General features: G+C 65.7%; 13 protein-coding genes, 1 other RNA gene and 1 pseudogene. 5 read left to right on the top strand and 10 right to left on the bottom strand.

The genetic code is table 11. The annotated features are described in order from the left end of the window. Positions 1-7: 7 nt before the first annotated feature. The 4 genes from MO486_RS07135 to mraZ are packed head-to-tail and all read right to left on the bottom strand — an operon-like array spanning position 8 to position 3,520. Positions 8-1,855, bottom strand: a complete 1,848-nt coding sequence (locus tag MO486_RS07135; protein WP_242905607.1) for a penicillin-binding transpeptidase domain-containing protein — start codon at positions 1,853-1,855, stop codon at positions 8-10. 11 nt (positions 1,856-1,866) lie between these two features. After that, positions 1,867-2,133: a cell division protein FtsL gene (ftsL, locus tag MO486_RS07130; RefSeq protein WP_242905606.1), complete on the bottom strand. Its 267-nt coding sequence runs from the start codon at positions 2,131-2,133 to the stop codon at positions 1,867-1,869. Continuing rightward, positions 2,130-3,077, bottom strand: a complete 948-nt coding sequence (rsmH, locus tag MO486_RS07125) for a 16S rRNA (cytosine(1402)-N(4))-methyltransferase RsmH (protein WP_345779200.1) — start codon at positions 3,075-3,077, stop codon at positions 2,130-2,132. The genes ftsL and rsmH overlap by 4 nt, the downstream gene beginning before the upstream one ends. Then, positions 3,074-3,520, bottom strand: coding sequence for a division/cell wall cluster transcriptional repressor MraZ (gene mraZ, locus MO486_RS07120; protein ID WP_242905603.1), 447 nt, complete (start codon positions 3,518-3,520; stop codon positions 3,074-3,076). The genes rsmH and mraZ overlap by 4 nt, the downstream gene beginning before the upstream one ends. A gap of 359 nt (positions 3,521-3,879) precedes the next feature. On the opposite strand from mraZ, the gene MO486_RS07115 reads away from it, so the two are divergent. After that, positions 3,880-4,458 (top strand): ester cyclase, encoded by a 579-nt coding sequence (locus tag MO486_RS07115; protein WP_242905602.1) that lies wholly within the window; start codon positions 3,880-3,882, stop codon positions 4,456-4,458. 183 nt (positions 4,459-4,641) lie between these two features. Here the strand turns inward: MO486_RS07115 and rnpB are convergent. The 3 genes from rnpB to rsmI all read right to left on the bottom strand — a co-directional run bounded on the left by rnpB (position 4,642) and on the right by rsmI (position 6,810). Then, positions 4,642-5,010: RNase P RNA component class A (gene rnpB / locus MO486_RS07110), an RNA gene on the bottom strand. Between the two features lie 30 nt (positions 5,011-5,040). Beyond that, positions 5,041-5,940 carry an alpha/beta hydrolase gene (locus MO486_RS07105; protein WP_242905601.1) on the bottom strand — a complete coding sequence of 300 codons (900 nt, stop codon included), beginning with the start codon at positions 5,938-5,940 and terminating at the stop codon, positions 5,041-5,043. 36 nt (positions 5,941-5,976) lie between these two features. Then, the gene (rsmI, locus tag MO486_RS07100) at positions 5,977-6,810 is read right to left on the bottom strand and encodes a 16S rRNA (cytidine(1402)-2'-O)-methyltransferase (RefSeq protein ID WP_242905600.1); all 834 of its coding nucleotides are present in this window, start codon (positions 6,808-6,810) and stop codon (positions 5,977-5,979) included. A gap of 203 nt (positions 6,811-7,013) precedes the next feature. On the opposite strand from rsmI, the pseudogene MO486_RS07095 reads away from it, so the two are divergent. The 4 genes and pseudogenes from MO486_RS07095 to MO486_RS07080 form a co-directional block, all read left to right on the top strand. After that, positions 7,014-8,288: pseudogene (locus MO486_RS07095) on the top strand (penicillin-binding protein activator); the annotation flags it as partial. After that, positions 8,272-8,679, top strand: coding sequence for a YraN family protein (locus MO486_RS07090; protein WP_242905599.1), 408 nt, complete (start codon positions 8,272-8,274; stop codon positions 8,677-8,679). The pseudogene MO486_RS07095 and the gene MO486_RS07090, both read left to right, overlap by 17 nt. After that, entirely contained in the window at positions 8,676-10,055 is a 1,380-nt protein-coding gene (locus tag MO486_RS07085) for an FAD-linked oxidase C-terminal domain-containing protein (protein ID WP_242905598.1), read from the top strand. The genes MO486_RS07090 and MO486_RS07085 overlap by 4 nt, the downstream gene beginning before the upstream one ends. A gap of 25 nt (positions 10,056-10,080) precedes the next feature. Beyond that, positions 10,081-10,899 (top strand): SGNH/GDSL hydrolase family protein, encoded by an 819-nt coding sequence (locus MO486_RS07080; protein WP_242905596.1) that lies wholly within the window; start codon positions 10,081-10,083, stop codon positions 10,897-10,899. A 4-nt stretch (positions 10,900-10,903) separates the two neighbouring features. Here MO486_RS07080 and thiL read toward each other — a convergent pair whose 3' ends face one another. From thiL to ribH, 3 genes are read right to left on the bottom strand one after another with little or no spacing between them, the layout of a single operon-like run. Further along, positions 10,904-11,851: a thiamine-phosphate kinase gene (gene thiL / locus MO486_RS07075; RefSeq protein WP_242905594.1), complete on the bottom strand. Its 948-nt coding sequence runs from the start codon at positions 11,849-11,851 to the stop codon at positions 10,904-10,906. A 48-nt stretch (positions 11,852-11,899) separates the two neighbouring features. Next, complete coding sequence (nusB, locus tag MO486_RS07070; RefSeq protein WP_242905592.1) at positions 11,900-12,358, bottom strand: transcription antitermination factor NusB; 459 nt, start codon at positions 12,356-12,358, stop codon at positions 11,900-11,902. After that, positions 12,355-12,837, bottom strand: a complete 483-nt coding sequence (ribH, locus tag MO486_RS07065) for a 6,7-dimethyl-8-ribityllumazine synthase (RefSeq protein WP_242905590.1) — start codon at positions 12,835-12,837, stop codon at positions 12,355-12,357. The genes nusB and ribH overlap by 4 nt, the downstream gene beginning before the upstream one ends. Positions 12,838-12,862: the final 25 nt, after the last annotated feature.

The following is a 12,862-nucleotide window of genomic DNA, read 5'->3' as shown; positions in this document are numbered from 1 at the left end:
GCGCGGGTCATTGCGAAGCCCTTTGCGCTGGCAACAGCGGCGCGGCGGATGCAGCCGTCGGTGCAGCGGCGATCGGAACATCACTGGCCAGTGGCATTCGCGCATTGCGCTTGGCTTCGGCCGCGGCTTGCGCGGCGAGCCAGGCGTCGAGGTCGTCCGGCGCCACGTCCATCAGGCGTAGCGCGCCGTCCATGACGTTGTGGAACACCGGTGCCGAAACGCGACCACCGCCGCCATAGGTCCAGCCCTTGCTCACATCCGGATCGTTGATCACCACCACCATCGAGAAGCGCGGATTGCTGGCCGGCACCAGCCCAGCGAAATACGAGACATAGCGGCGCGAATAGCCGCCCCCGCTGGCCTTGCGCGCGGTGCCGGTCTTGCCGGCGACCCGATAGCCGAGCACGTGCGCGTGCGGCGCCGTACCGCCGGGCAAGGTCACGGTTTCCATCATCCGCACGACTTCGCGGGCGACGCCGGGATCCATCGCCTGCCGCGCTTCGTTGCGCTGTCCTTTCACGAACGTCGGCGCGATCAGCTTGCCGCCATTACCGAGCGCGGCGTAGGCGGCCGCGATCTGCAACGGCGTCGCATTGAGGCCGTAGCCGTAGGACATCGTCTGCTTGGAGGTACCGCTCCAACGGTCGGGTGATGGGAACAAACCCGCGGCTTCGCCCGGGAAACCACTGCCCGTGCTGCGGCCGTAACCGAGCTTGCGCACATAGTCGTAGAACTGCCGATTCGACAAACGCAATGCGATCTTGGACGCGCCCACGTTGGAACTCTTGGTGATCACGCCAACCGTGGTGAGCACGCCGTAGTTGTGGGTGTCGGTAGTGCGAAAACGACCGTTCGGCATCCAGCCGGGATTGGTGTCGAACCGGGTCTGCGGTGTGATCACGCCAGCTTCCAGCGCGGCGGCGACCGTGATCGGCTTCATGGTCGAACCGGGCTCGAGCAGATCGGTCACGGCGCGATTGCGGTGCGCATCGCGTTGCCCGGCATCGACCGCGTTCGGGTTGTACGAAGGCAGGTTCGCCATCGCCAGCACTTCGCCGGTGGCGACGTCGAGCACCACCGCCGAACCGCTGCCGGCGCCGTGTTCGAGCAGCGCGCCCTTGAGCTCGCGGTAAGCGAGGAACTGGATGCGGCGATCGATCGACAACGTCAGGTCATGGCCGGGTTCGGCCGCGCGTACCAGGTCGACGTTCTCGACGACGCGGCCGCGGCGGTCACGGATCACCTTCTTGGCGCCGGCCTTGCCGCGCAGCCAGTCGTCGAACGCGAGTTCCAGGCCTTCCTGACCGCGGTCGTCGATGTTGGTGAAACCAAGCACGTGCGCGACCGCTTCGCCTTGCGGGTAGAAGCGGCGGAACTCGCGCTGCGAGAACACGCCAGGGATCTCATGCGCGAGGATCTTGCGCGCGGCGTCCGGGTTGATCCGGCGCTTGAGATAGACGAATTCCTTGTCGGCGCGCTGGCTGAGCTTGCGTGTCAGGTGCTCGACGGGGATGCCGAGCGCTTTCGCCAGTTCTGGCAAGCGCTGTGGCTGCTTGAGCAGTTCCTGCGGATTGCCCCAGATCGTTTCCACCGGCGACGACACCGCCAGCGGCTCGCCGTTGCGGTCGGTGATCATGCCGCGCGAAGTCGGGATCGGGATCTCGCGCAGGAAACGCGCATCGCCCTGCTTCTGGTAGAAATCGTTGTCGACCACCTGCAGATCGACCGCGCGGCCGAGCAGCGCCAGCGAGCACAGCCCGAGCGTTCCGGCGACCATCGCCAGCCGTCCGCGCAGGTTGAACTGCGCGCGGTTGCGCGGCTTGTTCGACTTCGGTGGCGCCTTCTTGCTGCTCATGGGCGGCTGCTTCATGGCCTGATCACCACGATTTCGTCCGTCTGCGGGAACACCATGTGCAGGCGATTACGCGCGACCTGGTCGATGCGGTTGCTTTCGGCCCAGGTCGCCTGTTCCAGCTGCAGCCGGCCGAATTCGATATTGAGCTCATCGCGCGCTTTCGTCAGCTTGTCCAGCGCCACGAACTGCAGGCGATGCTGGTGGCGCGCATAGACCACGCCGATCGCGGAAGCGACGTTGGCGGCGATCAGCACGGCGAGAATGAGGCGCAGGCTCATGCTGCCTCCGCGAGTTTTTCGGCGACACGCAGGACCGCACTGCGCGCGCGTGGATTCATCGCGAGCTCGGTGGAATCGGCTTTCTGCGCATCGCCGATCGCCCTCAGCGTCGGCGTGAACGGCTGCACCACCGGCATGCGGCGATGCGTCGGCGGCGCCTTGGCGTGGCGGGCGATGAACTGCTTGACGATGCGGTCTTCCAGCGAATGGAAGCTGATCACCGCAAGGCGACCGCCCGGCTTCAGCCATGCGTAGGCGGCATCGAGGCCGGCTTCGAGATCGGCCAGCTCGCGGTTGATGAAGATGCGGATGCCCTGGAATGAACGCGTCGCCGGATGAATCTTGCTGTCGCCGCGCGGCATGACCGATGCGATCAACTCCGCCAGCTGCGCGGTGCGCGTGAGCGGTTGTTCGCCACGACGGGCGACGATGGCGCGCGCGATGCGCCGCGACATGCGCTCCTCGCCATAGGTGAATAACACGTCGGCGATTTCCTTCTCGCTGGCACGCGCCAACCACTGCGCCGCGCTTTCGCCGCTGTCGGGATCCATGCGCATGTCGAGCGGGCCGTCCTTGCCGAAACTGAAGCCGCGCTCGGCGACGTCGAGTTGCGGCGAGGACACCCCGAGGTCGAGCAGCACGCCATCGAGGCCGCCGGATACGGCATCCCAGTGCGCGAGGTCGGCGAAGCTGCCGCGCCGGATCGAGACGCGCGGATCCGTGCCGAACTCGCGTTCAGCCACCGCGATCGCCTCGGGATCCTTGTCCATCAGCAGCAACCGCCCTCCGGGCCCGAGCTTCGAGAGCACTCCGCGCGCATGGCCGCCGCGCCCGAACGTGCCGTCCAGATAGGTTCCCTCCGCCTTCACCGCCAGCCCGTCCATGACCTGTGCGTACAGAACCGGAAGGTGGCCGGGCCGGGCGCCCGCGCCACCGCGGCTCACAGCTGCAGGTCGAGCAGGTCGTCGCCCAGATCGGCATCGGTCAACGTCTGCCGGATCTGCGCGTGATGCGCCTGCTCGCTCCACAACTCGAACTTGTCGCCCATGCCCAGCAGCACCGCTTTTTTCTCGATGCCGACCGCGTTGCGGTGGCTCGCCGGCACGCTGATGCGGCCACTGCCATCGGGCTCGACGAAACTCGCCGCACCGACCAGCTTCAACTGCAGGTTGCGGCTGACGCTCTTGGTGCGCGGCAATGCGTTGATCTGGTCGCGCACGCGTTCCCACACCGGCTGCGGGTAGAGATAGAGGCAGCCGGACTCGAACGGGTTGTAGGTGATCACCAGGCGATTGCCGCACTCGCGCGCGACCAGGTCCCGGTAACTGGTCGGGATCGCCAGCCGGCCCTTGTCGTCGATCGTGATGGCGGTCTCGCCCTGGAACATGGCCCTGCCTGGTGGGTGCCCGTCTGCCGCGGGCTTCTCAGCTCAGGAAAACCACAAATCTCCCGGTTTTCCCACATGCCGCCACCTTAGGAGTGGTGCACAGGGTTGTCAACAACTTTGCTGGGGAATTTCGCTTTTGGCATCAATGGCTTGCGACAAACTTGAGAGACTGGTTCAAGAGTTATCCACTAGCTGCTGTTTAGTCTCAAATTTTGAGATTTTTGCCCGGCTGCTGATCGACCTGGGACGGAGCGTGGTATTTCGGCCCTCTCCTTGTTGCGATGCAGCAGTAGGGCGAGACGAGTCCGTAACAGTTACAGGCTTAGCCTCGCCTCGACCCAACCCCCTCGGAGACCGCAATGCTCTCTTCCCTCCACCAACGCACCGTTGCCCTGGTGCTGGTCGCCCTGTGCGGAATCGGTTGCGATCGGACCGCGCCCGCGCCAGCCGCACTGTCCGCCGACACCGCCGCCGCCAGCGAACTCGCCGAGATCAAGGCCGAGCAAGCAAAGATCGAACAAAACCTGGCGAACTTCGACGATCTCGACTTCAACGTCTACAGCAACCAGAAGTGGGATGAATTGTCGAAGAGCCACGCCGCGAACATCGTCGTGCACTGGCCCGACGGCCGCACCACGACCGGCATCGAGCCGCACATCGAGGATCTCAAGAAACAGTTCGTATTCGCCCCCGATACGAAGATCAAGACGCACCCGATCAAGATCGCGCAAGGCAACTGGACTGCCGTCACCGGCGTGATGGAAGGCACCTTCAGTCAGCCGATGCCGACACCGGACGGCAAGACGATCCCGCCGACCAACAAGCCCTTCAAACTCGATATGGTCACCATCGGCCGCTGGGAAAACGGCGTGATGCAGGAGGAATGGTTGTTCTGGGACAACCACGCCTTCATGCAACAGATCGGCCTGACGAAATGAAGAGATTCCACCCGCTACATCAATCGATCGTGAATAGCCCCCTTTTAGTAAAAGGGGGTGCCGCGACAGCGGCAGGGATTTGGAAGTACTAGCCGGGACCCAAGATGCACAGCATCTTGGGTTCGCGCGCAGCGCGAAGGCGTCGCCACCTGCCCCAAACACGCTTCGCCTGCTTGGGGCAGGTGGCGGAGCCGGCCTGTAAGCCGGGTTCTGTCGTGGACAGCCATTCCTCTAGGCGCAGCGTCACCGCTACGCTCAAGCAGCCTACCCGGACCCGACGCGGGCCGCGTCATGGGGTCCCTATTTGGCCTTGCTCCCGGTGGGGTTTGCCGTGCCGGTCCGTTGCCGGACTCGCGGTGCGCTCTTACCGCACCATTTCACCCTTACCACGCGCGTCTTGCGACGCCGTTCGGCGGTATCTCTCTGTTGCACTTTCCGTCGGCTCGCGCCGCCCAGGCGTTACCTGGCACCGTGCCCTGTGGAGCCCGGACTTTCCTCGGCACCCGCCTCCACCGAAATGGATGCGGATGACGCGGCTGTCTGGCCGGCTCCGCCGCGGGCATTGTCGCACGCGGCCGAAGATCAAGGCTGAGCGAAGCCGATATCGCGCAGGAAGGCGACAGTCCTGGCATTGGCGTCCGCTGCAATGTCCCGGTCGATGGCGTCGTAATCTGGAATCTCCTGCTGCTGGAGATTCCGCGTGAACAGATGGCCCACGCCCGGGTAAAGCTGCAGATCGCAGCGATTGCCGGACTGCCGCATGCGATCGCAGAAGCGTTGTACCCCTGCTGCCGGGGTGACATTGTCCTCTGCACCCTGCAGGACGATGGCAGGTGGCATTCCCGGCCGAACATGCAGGTCCGGCGAGAGCGACGCGGCTTGCGCGGTGCCGCCGGTGAGCTTCCGGAACCATGTCGAGTCTGCGGTCGATACCGCCGCCGACCGTAGTACCAAGGCGTCAGGACGTGCGGAGACGGCATCGCCCCAAGGATCATCGAAAATCGCCGTTGCAACAGCGAGATGCGCGCCTGCGGAGGTGCCTCCCGAGGCGATTCGTTTGGGGTCGATACCCAATCGTGTGGCGTTGCTCCGCACCCATCGCATCGCGGCGCGCGCATCGGAGACCGCATCGAAAGGCGTCGTCGTTTTCTGATCGGACAAGCGGTAATCGACAGAAATCGCTACCAGGCCGGCAGTCGCCAGGCGCTGCGCGACCCCATCCATCCAGCTGGCATCGCCCTTGTTCCAGCCGCCACCATGGAACAGCACGATCGCCGCACGTGGCGCATTCGATTGTTCAGTCGGCCGGAAGATGCGCGCTGTCAGCGGCACATTGTCGATGCGGGCATACGTTTCGACCTCCGGCTCCGTAGCAGCCGCTTCGGCCGCTCTTGCCTGGCCTGCGAGCGGTAACACTACAGCCAAAACCATGCCAAAAATGATCTTTGCAATCATGTGGTCCGTTCCTTGGGTTCCGAACATCGCGCAGATCTGCGCGCGGACCGTATCACGCAATGCTTACTGGCCGTACAGCGCCTTGCGCGGCGCACCGCTGAGCTCCGCAGCGAGTTTGGCGGCCGTCGAAGGCGGCAGATGTTCGGACAATTTCGCGTACAGCCGTCGACCTTCGGCGATCTGGGCGTCGGCATCCTCGCCAGCGCCGTGCACCAACAAGACGAATTCGCCCTTTCGCTGGTTGGCATCGGTGGCAACCTTCGCGCGCAATTCGGCGAGCGTACCGTCGAGCACGGTTTCGAACAGCTTGGTCAGCTCGCGCGCGAGCACCGCCGGGCGTTCATCGCCGAATGCGGTGGCGAGGTCAGCGAGCGCTTCCTCGATGCGATGCGCGGATTCGTAGAACACGAGCGTGCGCGTTTCGGCAACCAGTCGCGCCAATCGTTCGCGCCGCCCGCTCGCCTTCGCCGGCAGGAAACCTTCGAAGACGAAACGGTCGCTTGGCAATCCAGCCGCGCTGAGTGCGGCAACGAAGGCGCATGCACCCGGCACCGGCGACACTCGTACGCCCGCAGCGCGCGCAGCGCGCACCAGGCGGAAGCCCGGGTCGCTGATCAGTGGCGTACCGGCATCGGAGACGAGTGCCAGCGATTCGCCGGCCAACAGCCGCGCGACGATCTTCGCCGCCAATTGCTCCTCGTTGTGTTCATGCAGCGCCACCAGAGGTTTCTCCACACCGTAATGCGCCAGCAACTGGCGGGTGTGGCGCGTGTCCTCGGCGCAGATCGCGGCCACCGCCTTCAGCGTGTCGAGCGCGCGCGGCGACAGATCGCCGAGATTGCCGATCGGCGTGGCGACCACGAACAAGGTTCCAGCAGGGGTTGCGGCGGTCTGCATCATCCATCCATCACGGTCACGGGTAGAATCCTAGCCGGTCTGACTGGAATGCCGACGAGGCTGCCATGGATTTGTCCGCATCGCGGATCGCATTGAAGGGGCTTTCGGCCGCGCTTGTCGCGGCAACGCTGTTGTTTGCTGGTTGCGCCACGGTGCGCGTCAGCGAAGGCCCGGGCGCGGCTGCGAAAACGCTGGACCCAGCCTTCGCCAGCGCCCGTGACCTCGCCCGCAACGACGCCACGCTCAGCGGCCAGGCCAAAGCCGACAATGCGCGTCAGATCGAACGTCTGCTCGCCGGACTCGACGACGCCACCCTGGCCAGCAACGCCGCCGCTTTGCCGCCCGAGGATCCTCTCTACAACTTCGCAGGCCGCGCGTTGCTCAATCGCGGTCTGCCACTGCCGCGTCCATTCGATCGCGGCGCATGGCAGTTCAACGCGGGCAATCGCCCGCCTGCCGAGCGCGATGGTTACCGTCCGCCGATGAAGCTGGCGGTGTTGCTGCCATTGTCCGGCAGCCTCGCCGCCGCGGCCGCGCCGGTACGCGACGGCCTGCTCACCGGGTATTACGGTGAAACCCGTCGTCGCCCCGACATCACTTTCTACGACACGACCGGCACCGCTGCCGGCGCCGTAGCTGCCTATGGCAAGGCTGCGGCCGAAGGGAATGATTTCGTGCTTGGGCCGCTCGGCCGTGACGAAGTCAGTGCGGTATTCCGCGAAGCCAACCTTGGCGTGCCGATGCTGGCGTTGAATCGCGGCAACGTCGCCACGCCGGCCGGCAGCGCAAGTTTCTCGCTGTCGCCGGAAGACGAGGGACTCGCTGCCGCCGAATACCTGATCGAACGCAACGCACGCCGCGTGCTGATCATCGGCAGCAGCGACGACGGTATGCGTCGTGCGGTTGCAACATTCCGCCAGCGCTTCAGCGAGCGCGGTGGCAACGTGGTCGACAGCCTCGATGTTGCCGAAGTCGTCGGCGACCTCAACGCACGCCTGCAAGCTGCTGCGCAGAAGGACGGCGGCGTCGACGCCGTGTTCTTCGCGGTGAAGGGTGCGCAGGCGCGCGCGCTGGCGCCGCAGCTGGCCGCGGCCGGGCTCGGCGGCAAGTTGCGCGTAGCCACGTCGCAAATCGTGTCCGGCACCGGCAAGCCCGTCGACGATCTCGTCCTCGACGGCATCGCCTATCCCACCGACACCTGGAGCGCACGCGGCATTGCGGCGCTGCCGTCGGCGGCCAGCGTCGGATCACGGCTGAAGACCGCGCGCGGCCCGGCGGCACGGTTATTCGCCTTCGGTTACGACGCATGGTTACTCACCGCCTATCTCGAACACCTCGCGCTCAGCGCCGGCGGCGAAGTGCAAGGCGCCACGGGCACCCTGCGTGTCGACGGTTTCGGCAACGTGCAACGCACGCCGACCTGGTCGACCTTCAGTGGCGGCAACCCGTTGCCGCTGGCGGATGGCAACCGTCGTTAAATCGCTGGACCGGAAGGCGCGCGGCGCCGCGGTCGAAGCCGCTGCGCATGCGTATCTGCAGCGCGCGGGACTACGCAGGATCGCCGCGAATGCCAACTACCGCGGCGGCGAACTCGATCTGATCATGCTGGACGACGGCGGGCGCGATGGCGATTGCGTCGTTTTCATCGAAGTGCGTTATCGCAGCCACGGCGGCTTCGGCGGTGGTGCTGCCTCGATCGATGCCGGCAAGCGCCGCAAGCTGATCCATGCCGCGCAATCGTTCCTCGCCGCGCATCGCGAACTCGCCCATGCGCCTTGTCGTTTCGACGTGGTCGAAGCCAGCGGCGATCCCGCCGCACCGCAGCTCAACTGGTTACGCGACGCATTCCGCGCCGACGATCTCGCGTGAACGCACTGCCGGCATCGCTATCGAACGAACTCGCCGCCCTGCTCGGCGACGGTTGGCGCACCGACCCCGACGAACGCCTGACCTACGGCTATGACAATTCGCGCAGGCTGGCCGTGCCGGATGCCGTGGCGCTGCCGACCACCCGCGAGCAGGTCGTCGCCCTGGTCCGCCTCTGTCGTGCGCAACGCGTGCCGGTGATCGCGCGCGGCCGCGGCACCAACACCACCGGCGCCGCGGTACCGGTCGCAGGTGGCGTGGTGGTGTCGTTCGAGCGCATGAACCGCATCCTCGACATCCGTCCTGGCGATCGCTGTGCGATCGTCGAGCCTGGGGTGTTGAACGGCGACTTGCAGCGTGCGCTGGCGCCGGATGCGTTGTTCTGGCCGCCGGATCCGACCAGCGCCGATTACTCGACCGTGGGCGGCAATCTCGCGTGCAATGCCGGTGGTCCGCGCGCGGTGAAGTACGGCGCCAGCCGCGACAACGTGCTGGCATTGAGTGCAGTGACCGGCACCGGCGAGTTGGTTCACTGCGGCAGCGCGACGACCAAAGGCGCTACCGGCTACGACCTGCAACGCCTGTTGGTTGGCAGCGAAGGCACGCTCGCGCTGATCGTCGAGGCGACGCTGAAACTCGTCCCGTTGCCGCCGCACCGGCGCGTGCTGCGCGTGCTGTACCACGACGTCGCGTCTGCCGCGGCTGCAGTCGCGCGCTTGATGGCACAGCCGGTGACGCCGTCGATGCTGGAGTTCATGGATGGCGAGTGCGTGAAGCTCGCACGCGACGTGGGCGGCGCCGATCTGCCGCTGGAGGCCGGCGCGTTGCTGATGATCGAAGCCGATGGCGATGCCGAAACCTTGCCGCACGCGATCGAAGCGCTCGCGCGTGCCGCCGAAGGCGAAGGCCTGGTCTCGCTCGACGATGCCGCGGACGAAACCAGCCGCACCCGACTCTGGGCTGCGCGCAAGGCGCTGTCGCCGGCGCTGCGCACGTTGGCCCCGGGCAAGATCAACGAAGATGTGGTGGTGCCCGTATCGCGCATCCCCGCGCTGGTCGGCGGCGTGCAAGCGCTTGCGAGTGAATTCCTGCTGCCGATCGTGACTTTCGGCCATGCCGGCAACGGCAACCTGCACGTCAATATCCTCTACGACCCGGCCGATGCTGGCCAGGGCGAACGCGCGCAGGCCGCACTGGCGCGGGTGTTCGCACTGACGCTGTCGCTCGGTGGAACCCTGTCCGGCGAGCACGGTATCGGCATGATGAAACGCGAATTCATGCCGCAGGCGATCGACGCGCCGACATTGGCGCTGATGCGACAAGTAAAAGCGGTGTTCGATCCGGACGGCATCCTCAACCCGGGCAAACTGTTGCCATGACGCAAGCTTTGCATTCGAGGTTTCCATGCGTGCACCTCTGCTACTGATCGCTGCGTTGCTGTTCTGGCATGCGGCTCCAGCGGCGGCCAGCGAACAGGCCACCGGTGTACCGCAAGAATTGCGCGTGCTGTTCGTCGGCAACAGCCTCACCTACGTCAACAACCTGCCTGCAACATTGCGCGCGCTCGCCATCGCGCAGCCCACGTCCATGCGCATCACCACCGCGACCTTCGTCGCACCGGGTGGCACCGTCGCGGAACGCTGGAAGGATGGCCATGCCGCCGCTGCCTTGCGCGAAGGTAAATGGGACGCGCTCGTGCTCCAAGAACGCGGCGGCCTCCTGGCCTGCATGGTCGATGCCGAGCAACGCCAGCAAGGCGAGTGCCGCGCCGCCGAACGCGCACACAAGCAGTTCGCAGAACTCGCCAAGGCCGGCGGTGCGCGCACGCTATTGCTCGCAACATGGGGTCCCGACGAGGCCTGGCAACTCAAGCTCGATCGCGCCATCAAACAGCTGGCATCGCGTGCATCCGCCGAAGTCGTGCCCGCTGGCAGCACATTGCGCGCCTACGCAGCGAAGCACTCGCAGGACACCACCTTCCCCGACAAGGTGCATCCGAGCCTGCCGGCAACCTTGATCATGGCCGCACAGCTGTTTCGCGCCATCACCGGTAGCGAAGCACAGGCACGCGACGTCACCATCGATTTCCCGCTGTTGCCGCCGAATGCATTGATCAAACCCGATGCACCGCTCGAGCAGCAACCGCAACTCGCCGGCGACGGCAAACGCTTCGTGCTCAAGGCCGAGGCGGTGGCGCCGTTGCTGGAAGCAGCAATGCAGTAATGCGCTACGCGAAGTGGACGTAACCCGCGCGCGGCGGTATCCATTCGGTGCCATCCGCCAACACGGCATGCACGCCTGATCCCGCGACGACGCGGCCGATACGGGTAACAGCGATGCCAGTTTCTTGTGCCACGCGAACGACACCTTCGTGTTGATCCGCAGCAGCGGTGAAGCACAGCTCGTAATCGTCGCCGCCGCTCGTTTGGAGTGCGCGGCGCGCAGCGCTATCGAACGCGGCCTGCAATGCCGGCGATGCTGGTAGCGCATCGACCTCCACCTCGGCAGCGACTTCACTCGCGCTACAGACATGGCCGAGGTCGGCAAGCAAACCATCGGAGAGATCGATGCCTGCATGCGCGATGCCGGCAAATGCCAGGCCGGCTGCGATGCGTGGCGCCGGCCGATCGAGTCGCGCACGCAACATCGGGTCGATTGGTTGCTGCGCCTGCCACTGCGCCAGCGCACCAGCGGCATCGCCCAACGTACCGGTCACCCAGATCTCGTCGCCAATGCGCGCGGCATCGCGACGCAACACGCGCGTCTCGTCGACAAATCCATGCACCGTGACGCAGACCGACAACGGCCCGCGGGTGGTGTCGCCGCCGACCAGGGCAACATCGAACGTATCGGCCAGCGCAAGGAATCCGTCGAGGAAAGCATCGATCCACGCGGCATCGCTGTCCGGCAAAGACAATGACAACGTGCACCACGCCGGTTGCGCACCCATCGCGGCGAGGTCGGACAGGTTCACGGCCAGCGCTTTCCAGCCGATGTCGGCGGGCATGGCCTCATCCGGAAAATGCACGCCGGCGTTGAGCGTGTCCGTCGCCACGACCAGCAACTTGTCCGCGGGTACCCGCAACAGCGCGGCATCGTCACCGATACCGAGCACGACATCATCGCGAGACTTGGAGCGCGCTCGGATGCGCGCGATGAGATCGAATTCCCGCAAGAGCACCCCTCCCCAACCCTCCCCTTCGCGAAAGGGAGGGAGAAAAAGTTACTTGTCGCGCGTGGCGCCGAATTCCGGCGCACGCCAGGCGGCGGCGGCATGGTCGAGCACGCCGTTGACGTAGGTGTGCCCGTGCTCGGAGCCGAAGCGTTTGGTGGTGTCGATCGCTTCGTTGATCACCACCCGGTACGGTACATCCAGACGATGGCGCAGTTCGTAGGCAGCAATGCGCAATGCGGCGCGCTCGATCGGGTCGATCTGGTCCACGTCACGGTCCACGAATTCCGCGAGCGCGTGATCGAGTTCGTCGGTGTGCTTCATCACGCCACGGACCAGGTCATCGAAGTACTCGAGATCGGCGACTTCGTGCGCCTGCTCGTGCGCGAACTGCGCGATGATCTGCTGGGCCGTGCCCCCCGACAGCTGCCAGGCGTAGATCGCCTGCAATGCGCGGCGACGTGCGCGCGAACGCGCCACGGGGTCGATGCCGTCCTTGCGGTGCTTCACGGCTGGGTCCTCAAGGGCAGTTTCTCCAACAAGTTCGCCATTTCGATTGCCGCGAGTGCGGCTTCCTCGCCCTTGTTGCCATGCGTGCCGCCCGCGCGTGCTTCGGCGTCTTCAAACCGCTCTGCTGCGAGCACGCCGTTGAGCACCGGCAGGCGATAGTCGAGCGCCACGCGCATCAATCCTTCGGCGCAACGATCGGCGACGTGTTCGTAATGACGCGTATCGCCACGCACCACGCAGCCGAGCGCAACGATGGCGACGTGCGATCCCGCCGCACCGAGTCGCGCCGCGGCCAGCGGCAACTCCCACGCGCCCGGCACGCGGATCACGTCGACCGCGGCTTCGGCCACGCCGTTGTCGATGAACGCCTTGCGCGCGCCGGCGACCAGCGCATCGGTGACGCGCGGGTTCCAGCGGCTGGCGAGGATCGCGAAGCGGGCGCCTTCGGCGGCACGCAGATCGCCTTCGTAACGGGGCATGGGCAGGCTTTCAAAAAGGTGGGCC

It is taken from the genome of Lysobacter sp. CFH 32150, from assembly GCF_022758295.1.
Taxonomy (GTDB): Bacteria; Pseudomonadota; Gammaproteobacteria; order Xanthomonadales; family Xanthomonadaceae; genus CFH-32150.
The sequence above is the reverse complement of the archived record's forward strand: the minus strand, read 5'-3'. Positions and strand labels throughout refer to the sequence as shown.